Raw genomic sequence first — 23,673 nt, 5'->3', positions numbered from 1 at the left:
CATAGGCGGGTCCCATGCGTCCCGGGGGGACCATGCATTGCCTTCATGCCTTCCACTGCATAGCGCGTGGTCATTCCATGGCCGGAACACGCTCTTCGATCCATACCGAAGAACGGCCTATCCTTCGTGGTCCTCGGCATAAGCCGGCATATGCACACATGCCGCACCCCTGCGGCCCAGGGCCAAGCATGTCAGGCCGCTCCACGTGTGATCGCCACATCGGGTCCAACTTGTTGGTCTTCCTGTTGCTCCTGCTCTCCAGTGCGCCCTTGAAGGGTCAATCATTGAGGGCGAAAGAGATCGTGGCCCGATGCATCGACCTGATGGAGCTTCATGCCATCCAGGCGTCGACGATCGACTGGGAGCGGGAACGTACGCGGGCCTTCACCGCCGTATCCCAGCATTCGGACCCCGACCACATCGGGCCTTTAGTGGTGGACCTTTTCAGCGCCTTGAACGACCATCATGCGGCCTTCTTTCTCAAGGACAGTGCCTACCGCTGGAGCCCGCACGAACCGGTGGTGAACGACTCCATCATGCAGGAATGGCAGCGCGGTGCAGGTGTCAGGGCCATGCTGCTGGACAGCGTGATCGGGTACCTGCGCATCCCCGGCATGCCGTTCCAAAGCCGCGTGGACTGTGATGCGAAGGCCCAAAGACTCAACGACAGCCTGTGTTCCCTGTTGGACCATGGCATCAAAGGCCTGGTGATCGACCTGCGCCTGAACGGTGGCGGGGCCATGTACCCCATGATCCTCGGCGTACAACAGCTACTTGAAAAAGGCACCATCGGGTCCTTCCGGGCGAAGGGGAGCAGTGAACCTTGGCGGTTGACGGGAACGTCGTTCGCCATCGATACGCTCGTCTTCGCGACCATGGAACCCAAATGCACGAGGGACGCGACCGACATTCCCATCGTCATGCTGATCAGCCCGGTCACCGGCAGTTCCGCCGAATTCTTCCTGATCGCTTTCCAAGGCAGACCGAACACCGTTCGGCTCGGCTCCGGGTCGGCAGGATACACCACGGCCACCCAAGGTTTCCCCATCGGCGAGGATGCATTCCTGCTGCTCTCCACCGCCTATGGGGCCGACCGGCAGGGAACGGTCTACCCAGATGCCTTCGACCCCGACATCCCCATGGCCGGAACGGATAGTTTCAACGATATACCCCATGATAGCAAGGTGAAAGCGGCCATAGTGTGGCTGCGGTCCGCCATCACGGACTGAGGCTGTGCTCCATCACCAACCATAAAGGCAGGCTCACTTGAACTGACGCACGCTCGACCCGATGATCCGGCAGCACTCTTTGCTCCTTCCCGGCGCGGCGCGCAGCGGGGCACAATGGAAAAGCCCCAAGGGTGGTTTCTCGATCCGTTGTATGTTGTAGCTTGGACATCGGGATCGAGCCACTTGCACCAGTGCTTGTCAACAGCATCAAATGGGGCCTGGGGGCTCGGACTGGGGAGTTGCGGATATGCACCCAGCGGAGTGGGGATATGCGAAGATCTTCGCATATCCAACGTTGGTCAATGAATGAACTGGATCAATGACCAACAATATCAAACTGAATAACAGAATGAAAAAGCTTAAAGATCGACTCGGGGGAATTTGTGTTTTAGCGATCTGTAGCGCGGTAATACCGTGCACCGCACAAGTCCCCACAACTGAAACCCAGGAGGTGCACCACTCCTCGGCAGACTCGGTCAATACCTATGTAACCGTGCTGTCTTGGGAGCACTGGCGGGAGCTTTACATTGCGGATGGAATGTCTGAGGCTAAGGCGGATTCCTTGATCGGGGTGGATCTAGCTGACCTTGCAGCCATGGATCGTACTGCTGGTGATGACCGCCTCGGTGTTCAAGCGCCACCATTCAAGTTTGATGGATGGATCAACTCCGAACCGCTTATGATCGAAGATCTTAAGGGAAAAGTCGTTCTGGTTCGTTGGTTTACCGACACCTGTCCCTACTGCGCAAGCAGTACCCCTGCGCTTCGTCAACTTCACGAGGATTACAATGACCAAGGCTTCACGGTCATTGGTGTTTTCCATCCCAAGGACGGGAGGGATGACCCGCTGGATGTGCCGCGTGTACAGCGTGTTGTGGGGATCAGGGAGTTCAAGTTTCCCGTAGCGATCGACTGGGATTGGCGCAATGGAACGCTCAAGGACTGGTGGCGAACGGGTCCTAAGCGACCAGCTACTTCAGTGACGTTCATCCTAGACAAGTCAGGGGTGATCCAATTCGTCCATCCTGGCATGGAATATCACGAGGACAACGGCTCCGAGCAGCACGCCATATGCGCGGATGACATGGGCCGGATCCGCGCTGCGATCGAGCGGCTGATCGCTGAGTAGATCGACCGCGGGACAGGCTACAATGTTCCCCCCGTGGATGATCAAAGAAGAATGCTCATTGGCAATGGAAGGGCGGGACGATCTCCCAAGGAACGGACAGTAACAACGAACCGCCAGCAGCACCTGCACGGAAGCATAGGTTTCGTGCTTCGTAGGACAGGAAAAGTGCTAACTTCAACGTTCTGTTCTTCGCAGGATGTTCAGTGGAAAAAACCCCTGCCTGCGTGTAGCCGCCATACGCTGTAAGTAATTAAAATAGGACATAACATGAATAAGTTCACCAAGGCATACATCTACCAACCGCATGAAAGCGAGTTGCGTTGGATGGGGAAGACATCAACCAACTTTCTGGCCACAGGAGCACTAACTGGCGGGGAATTTGCCCTCGTTGAAGAGCGGTCAATACGTGGCATTAGCGTTCCACTGCATAAACACGATAATGATGTAGAGTCCTTCTACATAATCGAGGGTGAAGTGACATTCTTTCTTGACAGCAAGCCTGGAGTACGTGCCACTTCGGGTGCATTCGTCCACATTCCCAAAGGTATAGTACACGGTTTTCGCATCGAGTCAGAGATAGTACGCTACCTGATCCTGACAACCCCACATCATGCAGAGTTCTACCGGGCCATTACCTTGCCTTCCAAAGAAGCAACTGTAGATGATGCGGTCATTGGTGCAGCGTGTCAAGAATATGGTGTTGATTTTGTAGGGCCGCTGCCGGATTAGAACTATTGTCAATTGCCAACTCATCACAGATCGATACATGACATCGATCTGACCACCTGAAATAACATCAACCTACTAACTGCACACAACACGCGATTTTCGTAAGGCAGGGTGACGTGCCAAATTGGAACTTTGTGCTTCTATTCAAGTTCTGTACTTACTGACCGTTTTGTACTCCGAAATCCGCCCGAACGCTAAGCCCGCAATCGTTAGCCGAACTGCTTCACGCTCAACGCGATGATCCGGCAGCAATCCAACAGCTGCTCCTCGGTGATCACAAGCGGTGGGGCGAAGCGGATGATGTCGCCGTGCGTGGGCTTGGCCAGCAGGCCGTTGTCGCGCAGCAGCAGGCACAATTCCCAGGCGGTCCTGGGTGAGCCATCGGCCGCCTTGCGGGGTTCGATGATCACCGCGTTCAGCAGGCCCTTGCCGCGCACCAGCTTCACGTAGTCGAACTCCTCCACCAGCTTCTGCATCTCGGCGCGGAAGAGCTGCCCGAGGCGTTCAGCGTTCTCCGCCAGCTTCTCGTCCTTCACGATCTCCAGCGCCTCCATGGCCAGCCGTGCCGCCATGGGGTTCCCTCCGAAGGTGCTGCCGTGGCTGCCGGGGGTGAAGACCTCCATCACCGCGTCGTCGGCCAGCACCAGGCTCACGGGGTACATGCCGCCGCTCACCGCCTTGCCCAGGATCACCACATCGGGCTTATTGGGGTACTCACCGTTGCGGCAGGTACCCGCCGGGCAATCGCAGCCGTGGCTGTGGCAGCTGGCCAGCAGCTTGCCGGTGCGTGCGATGCCGGTCTGCACCTCGTCGGCCATGAAGAGCACGTTCTTCGCCTTGCACAGCTTGATGGCCGTGCCGATGTAGTCCTCGTCGGGCACGAACACGCCGGCCTCGCCCTGGATGGGTTCCACCAGGAAGGCGCACACGTTGGGATCTTCCAACGCTTTCTGCAACGCCGCGATGTCGTTGTAAGGGATGGTGACGAAGCCCGGTGTGTAGGGGCCGAAGTTGGTGTTGCTGTCGGGATCCGTGCTGGCGCTGATGATGGTGATGGTGCGCCCGTGGAAGTTGCCTTCGCACACGATGATCTTCGCCTGGTCCTTGGCGATGCCCTTCTTCTCGTAGCCCCAGCGGCGCGCCATCTTGATCGCGGTCTCCACGGCCTCGGCGCCGGTGTTCATGGGCAGCATCTTCTCGTAGCCGAAGGTCTTGCAGACGTATTCCGCGTAGCTGCCCAGCTTGCTATTGTAGAAGGCGCGCGAGGTGAGGGTGATCTCGGCGGCCTGCTCCTGCATGGCCTTCACCAGGCGCGGGTGGCAATGGCCCTGGTTCACCGCGCTGTACGCGCTGAGGAAGTCGTAGTAGCGCTTGCCATCCACGTCCCACACGTACACGCCCTGGCCGCGGTCCAGCACAACCGGCAGCGGGTGGTAGTTGTGCGCCCCGTACTTGTCCTCGAGGGCGATGGCTTGCCGGGTGCGGGTCTGGGCGATGGTGGAATGCTGCATGGCTTGATGGACGCGGGTTCTAAGACGGAACAGCGACAAAACTACGGGTATCTTCGCCGCCCCATGCCCCGCCGCCGTTCCCGCCCCGAGCCGCAGATCATCGAGAACCTGGCCGTCACCGGCGCGGGTGCCCAAGGCAAGGCCATCGCCAAACAGGACGGCATGGTGGTGTTCGTTACCGGTGCCGTGCCGGGCGATGTGGTGGATGTGCGCGTGACGAAGAAGAAGAGCAATTACGCCGAGGCGATCACCACGCGGATCGTATCACCTTCACCGGACCGTGTCACGCCGTTCTGCAAGCACTTCGGGGTGTGCGGCGGTTGCAAGTGGCAGGACCTCACCTACCCCAAGCAACTGGAGTACAAGCAGCAGCAGGTGATCGACAACCTGGAACGGCTGGGGGGGCTTGAGCTTCCAGCGGTTACACCGATCATGGCCTCGCCGAGTTTGACGCACTACCGCAACAAGCTGGAGTTCACCTTCAGCAACAAGCGTTGGTTCACCACGGAGGAGATCGCCACGCAAGGGGAACACACCGACCGCAACGCGCTGGGCTTCCACATCCCCCAGCGCTTCGACCGCGTGCTGGATATCAGCGAGTGCCATCTGCAACCGGAACCCAGCAACAGCATCCGCCAATTCGTGCGGGAGCATGCCGGGCAGCATGGGCTGAGTTTCTATGATGTGCGCGAACACCACGGCTTCCTACGCACACTGCTGGTGCGCACCACCATCACGGGCGAGTGCATGGTGCTGCTGGCCGTGGGGCATGAGGACGCGGAGGCGCGCGAACGGCTGCTGGACGCGCTCGTGGATGCCTTCCCGCAGCTCACCAGCGTGCTGTGGACCGTGAACCCTAAGAAGAACGACACCATCTACGACCTGGACATCCAGGTCCACCACGGCCGCGACCATATCGTGGAGGAATTGCCCGATGGCCCGGGCGGTGGACCATTGAAGTTCCGCATCGGTCCGAAGACCTTCTTCCAGACCAACCCTGAGCAGACCATCGCCATGTACCGCCTGGTGCGCGAACTGGCGGGCCTTACCGGCGAGGAGAACGTGTACGACCTGTACTGCGGTGCGGGCAGCATCACGCTCTACCTCGCTTCCATGGCGAAACATGTGGCCGGTGTGGAACTGGTGCCCGAGAGCGTGGCCGATGCGCGCCTGAACGCCGATCTCAACGGCATCGCCAACGTGAGCTTCGCGGCGGGCGATATGAAGAAGGTGATGGACGCGGCCTTCGTGCAGCGGTATGGCAGACCCGATGTGGTGGTGACCGATCCGCCGCGCGCCGGCATGGACGAACCCGTGACCCGCCACCTGCTGGAGCTGGCCCCAAAACGCATCGTGTACGTGAGCTGCAATCCCGCCACGCAGGCCCGAGACCTGGCCATCCTCAATGAGCGGTACCGCACCGAAAATGTGCGACCCGTGGACATGTTCCCGCACACCTACCATGTGGAGAACGTGGTGCGGCTGGTGAAAAGATGAGACTCACGCCATCACCTTGTCGACATACCGCGAGTTCATCACGCTCAGTGCGCCCATGTACTTCAGTTTGAAGCTCATGACATCGCCGACCTTGTAGTTGTGGGCGCTGTCGCCCAGGTCAACCACCAGCATGTCGCTGCTGGCCTCGATGATATGCACATGCTCGTCGTCGGGTACCAGGTAGGCGGGCTGCACGTCCAACAGGCCGATGTCGAGTATGGCGCGGTAGGTGGTGCGACCACGGTCGGCTTCATCGAACTCGGGTATGACACCTGAAGGATTCGCCTGCTGAACGCCGGTCGGGACCACGGGTTTCTCGTACAGTTCGATCACCTCAGCGAAGAGCTTGAACACATCGGCCTCCATGCCGGGCAGGATGCCACCTGTGAACAGATCAGCACCAAAGAACAAAGCTTCGCCGATGCGGAAGTGGTTCACGCCCTTGGGCAGCTCCTTGTTCAGCAATAGCGGTACCGTCACCGTAGTGCCACCGCTCACCCAGGGGATCACCCGGTCAAAGCGCACTTCGATCAACTGCTTGTACAAACTGAGCTGTACCAGCTTGTCCGCTGATGGCATGATGCCGTTGAGGCAGTTGAGGTTGGTGCCGATACCGATGATCTCGATGTTCGGAAGTTGGAACACCTGCGCGTAGAAATCAGTGAGGTGCTCGCCCATCACGCCCTCCCGCAGGTCACCCATCTCCACCATGATGATGATCTTGTGTTGGCGGCCCTGCTTCACGGCCTCATCGCTGAGGCCCTTGATGGTGCTCAGGTCCGTGTTGAAGCTCACATCGGCATAGCGCACCACATTGGCCAGGCTGCGCTTCGCGGGGGGCTTGATGTACACCGTCTGCACCTGCGGCGCGATGGCCTTGATCGCCTTGAGGTTGCTGATGCGCGTGTCGTGCATCTCGGAGATGCCCAGGTCCACCAGTTCCTGCAGATAGGTCTTGTTGCCACACAGGAGCTTGGTGACCACCCCCCATTCGATGCCATGGCCATCGAACCACTTGGTCAACACCGCGTGGTTCTTACGCAGCTTGTCGCGTTGCAGTGTCAGGTAGGCCATGGCTCAGGGTACGATCTTGCGCGGGATATTACGGGGCAGGCGGGTGAGCATCTCGTAGTTGAGTTGCTCGCTCATTTCGCTGAAGGACGAAACGGTGATGCAGTGGTCTCCCTGCTCGCCGATGAGCACCACCTCGTCACCTTTCTCCGCGCCTTCGATATCGGTGACGTCCACGCAGATGGCGTTCATGTTGACGATGCCGGTGATCCGCGCATGCTGACCCCGTATGAGGACGCGGCCCATATTGCTGAGCCCACGATCGAAACCGTGCGCATAACCCACCGGCACCACGGCGATGCGCATGTCGTGGGCCGCTTCGCTGCTGGCCCCATATCCGATGAAGCCACCCGATCCCACCTCGGTGATGGCCATCACCCGGCTCCGCCAACCGATCACACGCTTCAGCGGATCCTCGGGGTCACCGCTCACAGCGCTGTATCGGAACCATGTTTCCTGGTTGGGCCAGAAGCCGTACTGCATGATGCCCACACGCGCCATGGGCCCCACGGTGTGCGGGTAGTTCATCACCGCGGCGGAACAGGCCTGGTGGGCGCAGCGTGCGTGCAGACCTGCACGCACGAAGCTGTTCCGCACGCCTTCAAACAGGGCCATCTGGGCGGTCACACGGTGATCGTTGCTGCGGCTCTCCGCACCGGCGAAGTGGGTGAAGAGACCCACGAGTTCGACCTGCTCCGCATGGCGTTGCAGGCGTTCGATCGCTGCGGGCAAGGCCTTCGCATCGAAGCCCGTTCGGTGCATGCCTGTTTCCACTTCGATGTGGATGCGCGCCTTCTTCTTCAGCTTGGCAGCATGCATCAACGCGGCTTCCAATCGCGACAGATCGTGCACGCTGAACTCCACGTTGTTCTCGATCGCCCATGCCAGCGCATCGTCCTCCACCATGCCCATGATGAAGAGGTCCGGGCATTTGCGCAGATGCTCCACCACATACCAGGCCTCATCGGCGGAGTACACGCCGAAGTAATCCACGCCCAGTTCCATGGCCAGCGGGATGAATGGCTTTAGGCCGTGGCCGTATGCATTGCCCTTCACGACACCACAGAGGCGCGCATCCCCCAGGCGCTGGCGCAGGAAGCCGATGTTGTTCTTCAACGCCGACCGGCTGATCGTAATGGTGCAGGGTTCGAACATTCAGGCTTGATCACGGATGATGCGTTCGAAGACGGCGATGCCATGCGGGATGATGTCCTCGGGGAAATCGTAGTCGGGGTTGTGCAGCGCTGGTGTGTCCTCCCCCGCTCCCAAGCCGAACATGCAGCCGGGGAACTTCGCGGTGAACAGCCCGAAATCCTCACCGAACTTGAAGGGGTGCTCGCGCTCTTCGCTTGGCAGGCCCAGCGCATCCACGGCCTTGCGCACCATGTCCACGGTACCGGGATCGTTGCGGTTCGCGTGGAAGTGCTGCGTATAGCTGATGTCCACTTTGAGATCGTGATGCCCGGCCACTTCGCGCGCCACGTCCTCCACGCAGCGTTGGAGTTGCGCCAACTCCGCATCATGCCAGCATCGCAGGGTGATGTGTACCTCGGCGCTTCCGGCGGAGATGCCATAGTCCTTGCTACCGAGGCGTGCATACACGGGTGTGACCACGCGCATGTGCGGATCGCTGGGCACGTTGTGGTCCAGCGCGAGGATGCGGGTGATGATCTCGCCCATGGCCGCCGCCGGATTGATGCCGTGCTCGGGTTCGGCGGCGTGCGAGGTCTTGCCCTTCAGGGTGATCACGATGCTGTTCACCGCTGCCGTGAAGGTGTCGTCGCGCAACTGGATGCTGCCCTTCGGAAAGCCGGGCAGGTTGTGCAATGCGAAGACGCGATCGAACTTCAGCGCAGTGACGCGTGCATCCTCGAGCACCGCCTTGGCGCCTTCTCCATTCTCTTCAGCAGGCTGGAAGAGCAACCACACCTTGCCCTTGGACGGTCGTTCCGCAGCGAGCTTCTCCGCCAGGCCACAGATGATCGTCATGTGGCCATCGTGCCCACACTTGTGCGACTTCCCTTCGATGGTGGAGCGGTGGTCGAAGTCGTTCTCCTCTTCGATCGCCAGGGCATCGAGTTCGCATCGGAAGAGCAACACCGGACCCTCTCCCTTCCCATCGAAGCGCGCCAACACACCGGTACCACCGATGCCAGTGAGCAGCTCATCCGGGTTCAAGGCCTTGAGGTACCGGGCGATCCGCTCGGAGGTCCACTCCTCCTCCATCGCTGTTTCGGGATGGGTGTGCAACTCGCGGCGCAGGGCAACGAGCTGTTCCAGCAGGCCCTTGTCCACGGCCAGTTCTTGTGGTCGCTCGATCATCGGTGCAGGCGCATTTCGAGGTACTTGTTGGTGAAGCCGATGGCCTCGTAGAGCTTTCGTGCGGGATTGTCCGGTTCCACATGCAGGGCGATCGCGCCCTTCGCCCTGGCGATGGCTTCGTGCATGAGCTGTTTGCCCAGCCCTTTACCACGCTGCCGTCGGTCCACGGCGATGTACACCAGGATGTTCTCGGGGATGTAGCCGCCCATGCCGGTGTCGTTCACCACCACGGCCCCATGGATGCCACCATCCTCCACGGCCAGCACCACGAAGCCGCCGCGCCGCTGATCGAAGACATAGGCCAGGCACTTCAGGATATCCTCCTTCCTGTCGCCGAACTGATCGAGATGCACTTCGAGGAAGCGTGCGATGTGGTCGTTGCTGTACTCCGGATGGGGACCGGTATGGGTATCGATGTGGATGTATTCCATGCTCAGATCGTATTGGCTGCGGCACGCATGGGAAACAGGCGCGCCACGGCAATGAAACCAAGTGCGGATGCAGTGATACCGAAGATGTTGGCATCAAGCCCCATCGGAAGGGACACATCCAGCGTGGTCAACAGCAAGGTGGTGCTACCACCCACCACCATGGCCGCCAGCGCGGCCGGTGCATGTCGCTGACCGAAGAACAGAGCGGCCAGCAAGGGCACGAGCAGCCCGCTCACCATGAAGGCGTAACTGTGTAGCATGAGCGACAGCACGTTCTCCATCCCTGCTGCCAGGGCCAATGCGATGGCCCCGAGCAGCAAGGTAAAGACCTGTGAAAGTCGCAGCTGGCGCATCACCGGCATATCGGTGCGCTTGCGGTGAACGATGTCCGTGAGCAGATTGCCACTGGCCGCCATCAGGCAGCTGTCCGCCGTGGAGAGGATCGCACTGAAGTAGACCGAAAGCATCAGGCCCATAAGACCAGCAGGCAGGATGGTGCGCAGCAAGAGCGGAAGGCCTATCTCGGGGTCCATGCTTTCGGCGCCGCCGGGGAAGGTTGCCAGGAACATACCCTGCTCGGCAGCAACGCGCGCGAGCAGGCCAAGCACAACACCGAGCAGCGCCATCACCGGCCACTCGAACAGTCCTGCGATGAACCAGGCCTGCTTCGCATCGCGTTCGCTGCGGCTGGCGTAGATGCGTTGGTAGAGCGTCATGCCCACGAACCAGATGGGAATGATGGTGACGGCCCAATTGATCAACTGCGCTGGACCGATGTTGGTGAAACCGATGAACTCCGGGTCCAAGGAGGCTTTGATCGCGATCCAGCCACCCACGGCGTTCCATGCCATGGGCAGTCCAAGGAACATGAGCCCACCGATGAGCACGACCCATTGCACGGTGTCGGTGTGGATCACCGCGTTCATACCGCCCAGCACGGTGTAGAGGATGGTCACAGTGCCCATCACCAGCAGTGCGGTGTTAAGGTCCAGTCCTTCCACCGCCACCGATGCCAGCTTGGCACCCGCCAGGATCTGCGAGCTGGTGAAGCCGAGGTAGCCGATCACCGAGATGATGCCCGCCACGAGGGCCACACGGCCATCGTAGAAGTGTCCGAAAAGCTGTGGGAAGGTGAGCAGCTTATTGCTGCTGCCCAGGTCGTACACGCGTGGGATCAGCAACACCGCAGCGAGCCATGCACCGATCAATCCGGTGAAGAGCATCCATGAACCGCTCATACCGATGAGGAATCCGAGCCCACCAAGTCCGATGGAGAAACCGCCGCCCACGTCGGTGGCCACCACCGAGATACCGATGTGCCACCTGCCCATGCCGCGACCGCTCACGAAGTAGTCCTCCGCGCTGGCATTCTTCCGCATGAAGTACAGGCCCACCGCAAGGAGCATGACCATGTAAAGGAGGAAGATGCCGGCGTCGATCCAGTGCAAATCGTTCGGTTCGGGATGTCCATGGCCCACTGCAACACTATGGCGGCGGACCGGGTGAATGGCGTACAACTGGCACGCCGAAGAGGCAGTAAAATTACGGGATCCGATCGTACCCCCCCGGGACCACTGGATCGGCGTGGCTTCCATGCGCCCCCAAGCCGCCGGTCGCATGCACCAAGCGCGTGTATCCCGTTCTTTGCTGCCATGCAACTGGACAGAGACTTTTGGGAAGACCGCTACCACACCGGTGAGACCGGCTGGGACATCGGCGGCCCCTCCACACCGCTGAAGGAATACCTCGACCAGCTCACCGACAAGGACCTGCGCATCCTGATCCCCGGCGGAGGACGGGCGTGGGAGGCCGAGTATGCGCACCGGCAGGGCTTCCGCAACGTGTTCGTCATCGACCTCACCGACGCGCCCTTCAAGGACCTCCTGTCACGCTGCCCCGACTATCCAAAGGAACACCTGATCGTGGGTGACTTCTTCGCGCATGAAGGACAGTACGACCGCATCGTGGAGCAGACCTTTTTCTGCGCACTGGACCCTTCATTGCGCGAACGCTACGTGAAGCACATGAAGGAGCTGCTCGCCCCCGGTGGCAAGCTGGTGGGCGTGTTGTTCAACGACACACTCTTCACCGATCATCCGCCCTTCGGTGGCTTCAAGGGTGACTATGATCCGATCTTCCAGAAGCACTTCAACAAGCTGTCGCTGGAGCCCTGCCTCAATTCCATCACGCCGCGCGCGGGTCGTGAGCTGTGGTTGTGCGCGGTGAAGGATGATCGAGCGTGATCTGCCCCAGCGGAGCACGGCGGCAAGTGCGGGGATCGCGGACGGCCTGACGGCAAGCATGGCGAGACATGGGATTTTTGCGATCTTCACTCGCCCTATCATGCCGCAGGTCGTCGCGCCATCCATCACCCCCAAGGAATACATCGACGGGCTTCCCGAGGAGCGGAAGATCCATCTGGCGGTGCTGCGCGACATGGTACGCCGCATCTGGCCGGATATCGTGGAGGACATGTCCTTCGGCATGCCCACCTATCACCTGGAAGGCCATCCGCTCTGTGCCATGGCCAACCAGAAGCACTTCATGGCGCTGTATATCATGCACTACGACCTGCTGGTGGCCTTCAAGCACGACCTGCTGCCACACGATCGGGGCAAGTCGTGCATCCGCTTCAAAAGACTGGAGCCCGCGACGCTGGACCTCTTCGACAAGATCCTCAAGTACGTGGGCAGCCAGAAGCACATGAGCACCTTCTATGGCAAGCCGGGCAATCTGCGCGGCACCATGGGCCGCAAGGCGTGATCGGCTTCGTGCGCCATTAACTTGGCGGCCCATGAGCGAACGCACCACCGTATTGGAGCATGAGCAGGTCCGGCGCAAGCTGCAACGCATCGCGCACCAACTCTACGAGGAGAACCATGCCGAGGGTGGCATTACGCTGGTGGGCATAGCGCCACGGGGCCACAAAATCGCCGAACGTCTGGCCAAGCTGTTGGGCACGATATCACCGCTGGCCATCGACGTGCTGGAACTCAAGCTGGACAAGGACGATCCGCTGGGCAGGCCGGTCTCGCTTTCCGCTGCGCCCGATACGCTGACAAGCCGCGTGGTGGTGTTGGTGGACGATGTGCTCATGAGCGGCCGCACCCTCATGCACGCCGCCGCCTTCCTGGTGAAGGCTGCGCCCAAGAAGCTCAGCACTGTGGTGTTGGTGGACCGCCGGCACCGCACCTTCCCGATCCGTGCGGACATCGTGGGCCTCACGCTGAGCACCACTTTGCAAGAGCACATCAGCGTGGAACTGGGCCGCAAGGACGCGGTCTACCTGGGCTGAGCGCGCAGCAGTTCCTGGATACGCAGCGCCACAGCTTGCGGATCGCCTTCCGCTGGGACGACATGGTGGGCCTCGGCGTAGCGCGCTACCCTCCCCTCAAAAAGTGTCTCCACGCGCTGGCGCAGCGCATCGCCCTTCAGGCCGAAGAGCAGAGGCCGATCGCCGCCCGCACGTTCGATCCGTGGCATCAGCACCTCCATCGGCACATCCAGCCAAAGCACCATGCCCGTGGCCAGCATGCGCCGCAGATTGTCGCCGATGGTGGGTGTGCCACCGCCAGTGGCCACAACGCCTGGTGGACCCGCGATCACTTCCTCCAGGACCTCCTGCTCCAACACCCGGAAGGCCTCCTCCCCTTCACGCTGGATGTAGGGCAGCAGGGGACCCACGCGGGCTTCCACCGCGCGGTCCAGGTCCACGAAAGGCAGGCTGAGCATGGGCGCCAACGCACGGCCCACGGTGGTCTTGCCGCTGCACATGAAGCCGATGAGGAAGATCCGCATGGGTCGTGGCCGGAGGTCCAGTGCGAAGATGCGCGTGCAATGCGGAACTTCGCCCACCATGCGGTTGAAGATCGTTGAGGACGTACGCACGCAGCGCGACTGGATGCGCCTGCCCTGGGACATCTACCGCGACGATCCGAACTGGATCCCGCACTTGAAACAGGATGTCGAAAAGGTCTTCGATCCACGGCGCAACAAGCTGCTGAAGGAGGGCCAGGCCTGGCGGTGGGTGCTGTATGGCGCTGACGGCCGGGCCATCGGCAGGATCGCCGCCTTCATCAACCCCAAGACCGCCCGGACCGAGAAGCAGCCCACCGGCGGCATGGGCTTTTTCGAGTGCATCAACGACCAGACGGCGGCCAACTTGCTGCTTGACGCCGCACGCGACAAGCTCAAGGCCGAGGGGATGGAAGCCATGGACGGGCCGATCAACCTGGGCGACCGCAACATGTTCTGGGGTCTGCTCATCCACAACTTCACCGACCCGCCCATCTACGGCACCAACTACAATCCAGCGTACTACGTGGACCTGCTGGAGCGCTATGGCTTCCAACTCTACTTCAAGCAGCTCTTTTACAAGCGTTCGGCCGAGGTGCCCGTACAGCCCATCTTCCACCGCAAGTACCAGCAACTGGCCGACGATCCCCGCATGCGGATGCACGACAGCGTAGGGCGGACCGTGGAACAGATCGCGCAGGACTTCTGCACCGTTTACAACAGCGCCTGGGTGGACCACGAGAACCACAAGCCCATGGAACTGGCCACGGCGCGGAAGATCGTGATGGCCATGAAGCCCGTGATGGACCCGCGTCTGGTCTTCTTCATCCGCTACGATGACACGCCCATCGCCATGTACATCAGTCTGCCGGAGCTGAACGAGATCTTCAAGCATGTGGAAGGCGATCTGAACTGGGTGGGCAAGCTGAAGTTCCTCTGGCACAAATGGCGGGGCACGGTGAAGACCATGACCGGCATCGTCTTCGGCGTGGCCAAGGACTGGCAGGGCAAGGGCATCGAAGGCGCACTGATCGTTCTGGGCGAAAAGAACATCGTGAACAAGAAACTTTACAAGGACACCATCCTCACCTGGGTCGGCGACTTCAACCCGCGCATGATGAAGGTTTGCGAGAACCTCGGCGCGGTGAATTACCGCACGCTGGCCACCTACCGCTACCTCTTCGACCGGGCGGCGCCCTTTGAACGGCATCCGATCATCGAGAAGAAGTGATCCACCGGGCAGGCGATCGTTCCGGTGCGATCGTTACTTTTGCGACCCCGAAGCCGGGCATGGTGCCGGTGGAAGGGGTGTACGATCCTGTAGCTCAGCTGGTAGAGCACAACACTTTTAATGTTGGGGTCCTGGGTTCGAGCCCCAGCGGGATCACAGAGAAGAAGCCTCGGCGGGAGCCGGGGCTTCTTCATTTGGGATCCCCCTCACCCCCTAACAAAAGTTCAGCCTGCCGACGAGGGGAACGGCCAAGTCCGACATAACATTTGCTGTGGAACCACCATGGGCAAAAAGTCGAAAAAGCCAGCGGCCACCGAACCCGACCTCCCCTCCTTGGACTACATCTACGAGTTGGTCCTGCGGCACGAAGCCACCCGGCAGGCCTGGCTGGAAAGCACCGAACCGGGATCCCCTGCCGATGCGCCCTTGAATGAGGCCCTGTCCCGAGAGCGCGCCGAGCGGATCCGCAAGCGGGGCAAGGCAGCGAAAGCCACCAAGCGCAAGCCCTGAAAGGGTGCGCCAGGCCCGTGTATATTTGCGGCCTGCCTGCCGAAAGGCAGGCCCCCTGCCCAGGTGGTGAAATTGGTAGACACGCTACTTTGAGGGGGTAGTGGCCGAAAGGCTGTGCTGGTTCGAGTCCAGTCCTGGGCACTTGGTGATCAAGCCCCTGTCCGCCGAATGGCGGACGGGGCTTTTTCGTTCGCGGCCGAGCCGAACGCAGTTCGAGCGAGGACGGGAACGAAAAAGTCCCAGGGACGCGCAGCGGGCCTGGGCGCGATCCACGCCACGGCCAAACCTGGTCCGACCGACCGAAGGGAGGTCGATCCAGTCCTGGATCTCGCCTGCGCGCCTGAGCCGAGCTTGCTCGTGCGAAGAAGCGGATGAAAAAGCCCCAGGGACGCCTGCCTGCCTTTGGCAGGCGCAGCGGGCCTGGGCGCGATCCACGCCACGACCAGATCTGGTCCGCCGAAGCCAGTCCGGTCCAAGACCTGTTCAGAACTGTATACCAATGCCGTGGATCGGCAGGGCGATCCTTGGTCGCACTGTACAAGGCGGGTAGCTTGGACCGACATGATGCGAACCCTCATCACGATACTGATCGGATCCATACTGCCCACGACCGTGGCAGGTCATAGCGGCGAGCATGACGATCGCAATACCTCCCCCTTCATCCCCAACACCGGCCAGTTCGTGGACCAGCACGGCCAGCCCAACCCGGCTGTGCGCCACATGCTGCAGCGCCCGGGCCTCAACCTGCAGGTGCGCGCCGATGGTTTCAGCTACGACCTGCACCGCTTCGAGGGCGATGCCTGGCGCTTCCACCGCATCGATGTGGAGGTGGTAGGCGCAGATCCGCATGCAAAGGTCCTTGCGGAGGAGCCGGAGACATTGACACATTTCCATCGCGAGGCACGCCTCGGCCATGTGCGCATCACCTGCAAGGACATACTGCCACACATCGACCTGGTTCTGCAGTTGGATGAGGCCGGCATGCCGAAGTACGACTTCGTGGTGCGGACCGGTGGTCACGCCGATGACATACGCTTGCGCTACCACGGCGCCGAAGTGACGCTGCGGGAAGATGGCGCACTGGTATTGAACACCATGCTAGGGCCGGTCACAGAAAGGATCCCATTGGCCTATGTGCAAGACACGGGACAGCCGGTGGCAGCCCAATACCACCTGCATACCGATGGCAGCGTGGGCATCGCGACGCAACGCATCCGCATGGGCGCCACGCTGGTGATCGACCCCACCATCGCGTGGGGTACCTACCTCGGTGGCAGCGGTATCGATCGCGGCAACGCGGTAGTGGCCAATAGCGAACGCATATTCAGCACGGGTGAGACGCGCAGCCCGGCGAACATGGCCACTGCCGGTGCGCACCAAGGCACCTGGGCAGGCAACAAGGATGTTTACGTGGCCTGCCATGGCATGGGCGGCCAGTTGATCTGGTGTACCTACCTCGGCGGATCGGCCGATGACGAGGGCCTGGCGATCACCCTGAACGGTGACCGCCTCTTCGTGGCCGGCCGCACGGCGAGCGGCACGGGTATCGCCACAGCGGGTTCGCACCAACCAGCCCATCAAGGTGCCGATGATGGGTTTCTGGCCTGCTTCGATCTGGATGGCGCCCTGCAGTGGAGCACCTACTTCGGGGGTACGGGTGCCGATGCCGTGAACGGCGTGAGCAGCGCGAACGGCCTGGTGGCCATCACCGGTACCAGTGGCTCACTGGGTTTGGGCACACCAGGAACACACCAACCCAACAAGTGGGGACTGGATGATGCCTTCGTGGCCCTGTTCGACCTGGACGGCGCCCTGCAATGGTGCAGCTACTTCGGTGCGAATGAGAACGAGGAGGGCTTCGCCGTGCACCTGCGCGACGGCATCGTGCCACTGGCGGGCACCACGCGCAGCCAGCAGGCCATCGCCACGGAAGGCGCACACCACACGACCTGGTGCGCAGGGAACCACATGGGCTATCTGGCCCGCTTCGACACCGAAGGCCAGCGCATCTGGAGCACCTACATCGGTTGCGGCGCGGACATCGTCCCCAGGGCGGTGGCCATCCAGGACACCTCGCTATTCGTGGCCGGCGGCCACCTGATCGGTGGTGGAAACAACTGGTACCCGCTGGTGAGGCGGTACGGTCTGGACGGCTCGTTGGGCTGGGTGACGAACTATTACGGCAACGCGTCGGACCAAGCGAACGCCATCGCCGTGGATCCCGCCGGGGTCTACATCGCGGGGCATACCCACAGCCTCGACGGTATCTCCACGCCCGGTGCGCACCAGACCGGCCATGCCGGTGGCCTCATCGACGCTTTCGTGGCCAGGCTGGACCATCATGGCGCGCTGAAATGGGGCAGCTACTTCGGTGGCACCTTGGGCGAGCACGCCTTCGGCATCGCGGTGCAAGGCCCCTCGGTCATCATCACAGGTGCGTCGGGCAGCCTCAACGGCATCGCCACCCCGGGTGCGCAACAGGGCACGAACGGCGGAGCGATCGATGCTTTCGTGGCGCGCTTCAACAGCTGGGGTGTCGGCGTGGAGGAGTACGCGCCGGCTACGGACGCGTTGCCGATCCATCCGAATCCATCCTCCGGGCCGATCACAGTGGACCTTGGTACCGACGTGGCGTTCAGCCATGTGACGATCACCGATGCACAAGGGCAGTTGGTACTTGTACACAGCCGTCCTTCGACCGGTGGGACCACCATACTGGACCTCTCCCACCTCCCGCCCGGCACCTATCTCCTTTCGGCACACGGCACGAACGGGATCAGGAACGGCAGGGTGGTGATCGCGCGCTGAGCCTTTCTTTGGTGGCATAGCCCCATCACCATGCGAAGCCCCGCGATCCTGCTCGTCCTGCTCCCATTACTGGTCCATGCGGCATCCGATGCCACACCCATCGGCTTTTTGGAGAACAAGGGCCAGGTGATCGACCAGCATGGTACACCGGTTCCGTACGTGCACTACATCCTGCATCGGCCGGGACTCAACCTGCAGCTGCTTGACCATGGCTTCAGCTATGAAGTGGATACGGTGGATCGGCAAGACCTGCCGCCCTTTGATGCGGATGCTCCGCAGGACCTGCAGATGCTGCGCGGCGAGGCGGTCTTCCTGCTGCACCGGATCGATGTGCGCTGGAACGGCACGGGACCATCACGCATCACGGCCGATGGCCGGTCCGCGGAGAAGTTCGCCTTCCACCGCCCCCACGCCACGGTGCATGAGGTCCGCCACTTCAGCAGCGTGATCTACCATGACATCTCACCCGGCATCGACCTCCATTTCCACTTGGATGATGATGGCATGCCGAAGTATGATGTGGTGGTTCGGCCTGGCGGTGACCTGGCCTCGCTGCGGCTGCGGCATGCGGGGATGACCAGCATCTCCCTCGAGGATGGTGCGCTCCACCTGGGCACACGCCACAGCACCTTCGTTGAACGCATCCCCATGAGCTGGCTGATCGGTGGACCGCAGGTGGATTGCCGGTTCGTGTGGCATGATGACGGCAGCGTGGGATTCGAAGCGCCACCTGTCCCGCCCGGCGCGACCTTGGTGATCGACCCCTGGCTCTCGTGGGGCACCTACATGGGTGGCGATGAATGGGATGCCTGTCTCGGGATCGCTTCGGATGACGATGCGTTGTACATCGCAGGTGAAGCCCGGAGTCTGATGGGCATCGCCACCACAGGTGCGCATCAGGTGGATCTGAACGGCACCATGGACGCCTTCGTGGCGCGTTTCACGCTGGATGGTGTGCGCCAATGGTGCTCCTATCTCGGCGGTGCGGGCGACGAAAGTGCGCAAGGCATCGCCGTGGATGGCGGGCGCATCTACATCGGTGGGTACGGTAGCACCGAGGCTGGTCTGGGCACGCCCGGAAGCCATCAGACCGATCCCGCGGGCAACGGTGATGCCTTCCTGGCCGCCTTCACGACCGATGGGACACTGGAATGGTGCACTTGGTACGGCGGGGCGGAATACGACGTCATCCATGGCGTGGCGGCGGCCGAAGGGCGTGTGCATGTGACAGGCTGGACCGAAAGCCCCTCCGGCATCGCCACGTCTGGGGCCCATCAGCCCACAAAAGGCCAGTTCGAGGATGCCTTCATCGCCACCTTCCGGCAGGACGGCGGCCTGCTCCACGCCACCTATCATGGCGCCGCAAGCGTGGACAAGGGGCAGGCCATCGCGGTGGAAGGGCACCGCATCGTCACCACCGGCTGGACCGGCAGCTCCACCGGCATGACCACGCCGGGGGTACACCAAGGCTTCTTTGGCGGAACGCTGGACGCCTACCTCGCCTGCCATGACACTTCAGGCACGCTGCTCTGGTGCTCCTACTATGGTGGCGGCCTGGCCGACCGCGGCTATGCGGTGACCTTGCGCAATGGGGTGGTCCACCTGGGCGGTGCCACGGAAAGCGGTCAGTACATCGCCACCCCAGGCACGCACCAGGCTTTTCATGGCGGCGGCGGTTGGGACGGATTCATCGCGCGCTTCACCGCTGATGGGCAGCGCATATGGGGCACCTACTACGGCGGCTATGACACCGACCTCGTTTACGCACTGGCGCATGAGCGCGATGGCGTGTACGCCACCGGCTCCACCAGCAGCGTGTTCGTCATGGGCGGCATGGGCGTGCACCAGCAACACTTCATGGGCGGTTTTTCCGACGCGTTCCTGGCGCGTTTCGGCAGCGCGGGCGAAAGACATTGGGGCACCTTTTACGGCGGCTATCTGGGCGATGCCGGACGCGGCCTCTCGGAGCGCGCCGGTTCCGTCTACCTGGGTGGCTTCACGGCAAGCACTTCATGGGTGAGCACCCCTGGCGGCCACCAGACCGCCATCGGAGGCAACGTGGACGTGATGCTCGCACGCTTCGCCTCGGGTTCGGTCGGCATCCCGGAGCCCACAGGGTGCACCGGCTCGATCACCTTGCACCCCAATCCCGCCAGCGATGCCATCCTGCTGCGCTGGCACCACGACGGTCCCGCACCCGATCGATGGTCCATGATCGATGCTTCCGGTGCCCTGGTCCTGGAAGGGAACACACCCGGGCAGGGACCTTTCCTGCTGCCGATCGATGCCACATCGCTGACATCCGGCCTATACCTGGTGCGGCTTTGGGGCGATGGTGTGGCGCACGGCGCACGGCTGATGATCGCGCGCTGAGCCTCGTCTACCTTCGCCGCCATGCACGCGGCATCCAAGGGGACAGGCCCACTCGCCGATCTGTTGGTGATCGAAACAGCGGCCGTGCTGGCGGGTCCTGCGGTGGGCATGTTCTTCGCCGAACTGGGCGCGCGCGTGGTGAAGGTGGAGAACAAGCGCGGCGGCGGTGATGTCACCCGTCAATGGAAGCTGCCTGGGGAGGACCCCGCTTCACCGGTGAGCGCCTATTTCAGCAGCGTGAACCATGGCAAGCAGCATCTAGCGCTGGATCTGCAGGACGCCACCGATCGTGCCCGTTTCGATGCGCTGCTGCGCGAAGCGGATGTGTTGATCACGAACCATCTGGCCGGGGATGCCGGCAAGCTCGGTCTTGATCGTGTGCGCTTGAGGTCCTTGAACCCGAAGCTGGTGCATGGCCACATCAAGGGATTCCGCGACCAGCCCGGCCGCCCGGCCTATGATGTGGTGCTGCAGGCGGAGACGGGCTTCATCAGCATGACGGGCACCGATCCGGACCACCTCGCCAAGCTGCCCATCGCGCTGGTGGATGTGCTGGCCGCGCACCAGTTGAAGGAAGGTCTGCTGGTGGCGCTGCTGCATCGCGCTCGCACCGGCCAGGGCGCCCATGTGGAGGTCTCATTGGAGGAGGCGGCGCTTGCGGGACTGATCAACCAGGCCAGCAACCATCTGATGGCGGGACACATCGCCGCGCCCATCGGCACCTTGCATCCGAACATCGCGCCCTACGGCGAGACCTTCTCCTGTGCCGACGGCGGACGTGTCATCCTGGCCGTGGGAAGTGATGCGCAGTTCAAGGCGCTATGCGGAGCGCTCCTACTGCCGGAGCTGATACGCGACGATCGTTTCACCAACAACGCGTCGCGCGTTCGACACCGGATCGAACTCGCTGCTTCCCTGGCACCAGCCATGGCGAAGTGGGACCGGAGCATCTTGCTGGATGCCTTGATCACCGCAGGTGTGCCCGCCGGTGCCGTGCTCCGCCTGGACGAGGTGCTGGCCACACCCGCCGCACGCGACATGGTGGTGGAGGAGACGATGGACGGCGTGGTGACGCGGCGGTTGAGGGGGAATGTCTTTCGGTTGGAATTCGAAGGTTGAGCAGTTGGAGGTTGTTTCGTGGACGGTCCCGGGTGCCGGCGCCCTTGATCGTCGCGAACATTCACACCGCCGTCTTGCGCTGGTGCTTCAACGCATCCTTCAGTACGAGGACCAGGCGCTTCGCCTCATCGTCATCCAAGCCTTTGCCGAAGACGACCTTCTTCCCCAGGTGCTCGAAGCCGAGCCGCTCGCCCCCGATCACCCACGGACTCTCATTCCACTGCCATTTCCAAGATGAACGATCGATGTCGATAAGACCGAGTTTCCGGATGTTGTCCACGAAGTAGTGGTTCGCCCGGCCGAGGCCGAAAAGACTGTCCTTGATGGTGAGCCTGCCGTCCTTCACCCGGTGGATCTCGAAGCCACGCAGGCGCCAGAGCGTGGCCCGGCCGATCTTCAACATGAAATAGGCCCAGAAGGCCAGAAAGACGAGCAGGTACTGGCGCAGCGGATCGTCCTGCGCCAGGTCCCGGCGTGCGATGAAGAGATAGATGCCGCATAGGAGCCAGGCGATGGACCAGACCACGAGCAGGTTCCTTTTCGCCGCTGGCAGCCGCGCGGCGATCACCACGGAAAGGCGTCCCTCACCGCGCTCCACGCTTACCCTTTCGCTCAGGTAGTCCATCGGGCCTTGGCGTGCTCCACCACCTCTTGGTAGAGTTCCTCGTAGCGCGGCAGCACCAGGTGCAGATCGAAACGCCGGGCCTGTTCCAGCGCACCATCACGGAATCGTCGCCGGCTTTCCTCGTTGTGCAGGATGCTCCAGGCATGGTCCGCCATGGTGTCCACATCGCCTACTGGTGCCAGCAGTCCACTCAAGCCATGGATGTTCACTTCAGGCAAGCCGCCGGTATCGCTGCTCACCACCGGCACACCGCTGGCCATGGCTTCCAAGGCCGCCAGGCCGAAGCTCTCGCTCTCGCTGGGCAGCAGAAAAAGATCGCAGGCCGCCACCACTTCCTCCGGCCGGGTCATCTTCCCCAAGAAATAGATGCCGCCACATTCCGCACTGTGCCGGCATTGGTTTTCTATCCGTTGCCGCTCCGGGCCATCGCCGATGAGCAGCATGCGCACGGGCAGGCGCTTCCGCAGGCGCTCATAGATGCGCACCACATCGTCCACACGCTTCACCGCGCGGAAGTTGGACACATGCGCCAACAGCAACTCGCCTTGCGGGGCGTAAAGGGCGCGCAACGCAGGGTCGGGCCGCTGGCTGTACTGGTCCATGCACACGAAGTTGGGTATGACCCGGATGCCTGGTCCGCCTTCATGCGCATGCTTCAGCGGAAAGTGCTCGTAGGTGTCCCGTTTGAGGCTTTCGCTCACGGCGGTGACCGCGTCGCTACGCTCCATGCTGAAGGTGATCACCGGCTCGAAGCTGGGATCGCGGCCCACCAGGGTGATGTCGGTACCATGCAGGGTGGTGATGAAGGGCACGTGGATGCCCTGCGCCTCCAGGATCTTCCTGGCCATCCAGGCCGCGCTGGCGTGGGGGATGGCGTAATGCACGTGCATCAGGTCCAATCCCTCGTACTTGGCCACGTCCACCAATTTGCTGGTAAGGACCAGTTCATAGGGCTGATAATCGAACAAGGGGTAATCGCTGACGCGCACCTCGTGGTAGTGTACGTTGGGGTGGTCACGCAGGCGCACGGGGCGGTCATAGGTGATGAAGTGCACCACATGGCCCTTGTTCGCCAGGGCCATGCCCAGCTCGGTGGCCACAACGCCGCTTCCGCCGAAGGTGGGATAACAAACGATGCCGATGCGCATGGGGTCGAATGGGTCGCTGGAGAACAGATCCGGCCCGCAAAGGTGCGCAACCCCGCTGTGACCATGCCCTGAAAACAATGCGGCGCGCGGACCATGGCCCGCCCGCCGCGAGGAAAGCTTGGTATCCCGATCAGCTGGGCATGCC

General features: G+C 61.8%; 21 protein-coding genes and 2 tRNA genes. 14 read left to right on the top strand and 9 right to left on the bottom strand.

Annotation, left to right across the window (positions count from 1 at the left end; genetic code table 11):
- Window positions 1-245: 245 nt before the first annotated feature.
- The 3 genes from KIT10_00115 to KIT10_00105 all read left to right on the top strand — a co-directional run bounded on the left by KIT10_00115 (window position 246) and on the right by KIT10_00105 (window position 3,087).
- Window positions 246-1,229: a S41 family peptidase gene (locus KIT10_00115; protein ID MCW5897646.1), complete on the top strand. Its 984-nt coding sequence runs from the start codon at window positions 246-248 to the stop codon at window positions 1,227-1,229.
- Between the two features lie 319 nt (window positions 1,230-1,548).
- Window positions 1,549-2,358, top strand: coding sequence for a redoxin domain-containing protein (locus KIT10_00110; protein ID MCW5897645.1), 810 nt, complete (start codon window positions 1,549-1,551; stop codon window positions 2,356-2,358).
- 267 nt (window positions 2,359-2,625) lie between these two features.
- Window positions 2,626-3,087, top strand: coding sequence for a cupin domain-containing protein (locus KIT10_00105; GenBank protein MCW5897644.1), 462 nt, complete (start codon window positions 2,626-2,628; stop codon window positions 3,085-3,087).
- A gap of 209 nt (window positions 3,088-3,296) precedes the next feature.
- Here the strand turns inward: KIT10_00105 and rocD are convergent, their stop codons facing one another.
- Window positions 3,297-4,598, bottom strand: a complete 1,302-nt coding sequence (gene rocD / locus KIT10_00100) for an ornithine--oxo-acid transaminase (GenBank protein ID MCW5897643.1) — start codon at window positions 4,596-4,598, stop codon at window positions 3,297-3,299.
- Window positions 4,599-4,661: 63 nt separating this feature from the next.
- Here rocD and rlmD point away from each other — a divergent pair, with 63 nt between their 5' ends.
- Entirely contained in the window at window positions 4,662-6,095 is a 1,434-nt protein-coding gene (gene rlmD / locus KIT10_00095) for a 23S rRNA (uracil(1939)-C(5))-methyltransferase RlmD (GenBank protein MCW5897642.1), read from the top strand.
- 3 nt (window positions 6,096-6,098) lie between these two features.
- Here the strand turns inward: rlmD and KIT10_00090 are convergent, their stop codons facing one another.
- From KIT10_00090 to KIT10_00070, 5 genes are read right to left on the bottom strand one after another with little or no spacing between them, the layout of a single operon-like run.
- Entirely contained in the window at window positions 6,099-7,169 is a 1,071-nt protein-coding gene (locus KIT10_00090) for an alanine/ornithine racemase family PLP-dependent enzyme (GenBank protein MCW5897641.1), read from the bottom strand.
- A gap of 3 nt (window positions 7,170-7,172) precedes the next feature.
- The gene (alr, locus tag KIT10_00085; GenBank protein ID MCW5897640.1) at window positions 7,173-8,321 is read right to left on the bottom strand and encodes an alanine racemase; all 1,149 of its coding nucleotides are present in this window, start codon (window positions 8,319-8,321) and stop codon (window positions 7,173-7,175) included.
- Window positions 8,322-9,488, bottom strand: coding sequence for an amidohydrolase (locus KIT10_00080; GenBank protein MCW5897639.1), 1,167 nt, complete (start codon window positions 9,486-9,488; stop codon window positions 8,322-8,324).
- Window positions 9,485-9,919, bottom strand: coding sequence for a GNAT family N-acetyltransferase (locus KIT10_00075; GenBank protein MCW5897638.1), 435 nt, complete (start codon window positions 9,917-9,919; stop codon window positions 9,485-9,487). Before KIT10_00075 ends, KIT10_00080 begins: the two co-directional genes overlap by 4 nt.
- A 2-nt stretch (window positions 9,920-9,921) precedes the next feature.
- Window positions 9,922-11,331, bottom strand: a complete 1,410-nt coding sequence (locus KIT10_00070) for a sodium:solute symporter family protein (GenBank protein ID MCW5897637.1) — start codon at window positions 11,329-11,331, stop codon at window positions 9,922-9,924.
- A gap of 240 nt (window positions 11,332-11,571) precedes the next feature.
- Here KIT10_00070 and KIT10_00065 point away from each other — a divergent pair, with 240 nt between their 5' ends.
- The 3 genes from KIT10_00065 to KIT10_00055 all read left to right on the top strand — a co-directional run bounded on the left by KIT10_00065 (window position 11,572) and on the right by KIT10_00055 (window position 13,214).
- Entirely contained in the window at window positions 11,572-12,162 is a 591-nt protein-coding gene (locus KIT10_00065) for an SAM-dependent methyltransferase (protein MCW5897636.1), read from the top strand.
- Between the two features lie 100 nt (window positions 12,163-12,262).
- Window positions 12,263-12,682, top strand: coding sequence for a DUF1801 domain-containing protein (locus tag KIT10_00060; protein ID MCW5897635.1), 420 nt, complete (start codon window positions 12,263-12,265; stop codon window positions 12,680-12,682).
- Window positions 12,683-12,713: 31 nt separating this feature from the next.
- A complete protein-coding gene (locus tag KIT10_00055) occupies window positions 12,714-13,214 on the top strand; it encodes a phosphoribosyltransferase (protein MCW5897634.1) in 501 nt (166 codons plus the stop codon).
- On the opposite strand, the gene KIT10_00050 is transcribed toward KIT10_00055, so the two are convergent.
- Window positions 13,202-13,777 carry a shikimate kinase gene (locus tag KIT10_00050; protein MCW5897633.1) on the bottom strand — a complete coding sequence of 192 codons (576 nt, stop codon included), beginning with the start codon at window positions 13,775-13,777 and terminating at the stop codon, window positions 13,202-13,204. The genes KIT10_00055 and KIT10_00050 overlap by 13 nt on opposite strands.
- Here KIT10_00050 and KIT10_00045 point away from each other — a divergent pair.
- From KIT10_00045 to KIT10_00015, 7 genes are all read left to right on the top strand, one after another.
- Window positions 13,776-14,945, top strand: coding sequence for a hypothetical protein (locus tag KIT10_00045; GenBank protein MCW5897632.1), 1,170 nt, complete (start codon window positions 13,776-13,778; stop codon window positions 14,943-14,945). The genes KIT10_00050 and KIT10_00045 overlap by 2 nt on opposite strands.
- Before the next feature lie 83 nt (window positions 14,946-15,028).
- Window positions 15,029-15,101: transfer RNA gene (locus tag KIT10_00040), tRNA-Lys, on the top strand.
- 177 nt (window positions 15,102-15,278) lie between these two features.
- Window positions 15,279-15,455: a hypothetical protein gene (locus KIT10_00035; GenBank protein ID MCW5897631.1), complete on the top strand. Its 177-nt coding sequence runs from the start codon at window positions 15,279-15,281 to the stop codon at window positions 15,453-15,455.
- A 57-nt stretch (window positions 15,456-15,512) separates the two neighbouring features.
- Window positions 15,513-15,596 (top strand) — tRNA-Leu (locus KIT10_00030).
- Window positions 15,597-16,016: 420 nt separating this feature from the next.
- A complete protein-coding gene (locus KIT10_00025) occupies window positions 16,017-18,263 on the top strand; it encodes a T9SS type A sorting domain-containing protein (GenBank protein MCW5897630.1) in 2,247 nt (748 codons plus the stop codon).
- A 30-nt stretch (window positions 18,264-18,293) separates the two neighbouring features.
- Window positions 18,294-20,636 (top strand): T9SS type A sorting domain-containing protein, encoded by a 2,343-nt coding sequence (locus KIT10_00020; protein ID MCW5897629.1) that lies wholly within the window; start codon window positions 18,294-18,296, stop codon window positions 20,634-20,636.
- Between the two features lie 21 nt (window positions 20,637-20,657).
- Window positions 20,658-21,755, top strand: a complete 1,098-nt coding sequence (locus tag KIT10_00015; protein ID MCW5897628.1) for a CoA transferase — start codon at window positions 20,658-20,660, stop codon at window positions 21,753-21,755.
- Window positions 21,756-21,816: 61 nt separating this feature from the next.
- Here the strand turns inward: KIT10_00015 and KIT10_00010 are convergent, their stop codons facing one another.
- Window positions 21,817-22,380, bottom strand: coding sequence for a hypothetical protein (locus tag KIT10_00010; protein MCW5897627.1), 564 nt, complete (start codon window positions 22,378-22,380; stop codon window positions 21,817-21,819).
- A complete protein-coding gene (gene bshA / locus KIT10_00005) occupies window positions 22,368-23,528 on the bottom strand; it encodes an N-acetyl-alpha-D-glucosaminyl L-malate synthase BshA (protein ID MCW5897626.1) in 1,161 nt (386 codons plus the stop codon). The genes KIT10_00010 and bshA overlap by 13 nt, the downstream gene beginning before the upstream one ends.
- Between the last annotated feature and the right edge of the window lie 145 nt (window positions 23,529-23,673).

The sequence above is a fragment of the Flavobacteriales bacterium genome, assembly GCA_026129465.1.
Taxonomy (GTDB): Bacteria; Bacteroidota; Bacteroidia; order Flavobacteriales_F; family PHOS-HE28; genus PHOS-HE28.
Note: the sequence above shows the minus strand (reverse complement) of the source record. Positions and strands in the feature narration are given on the sequence as shown.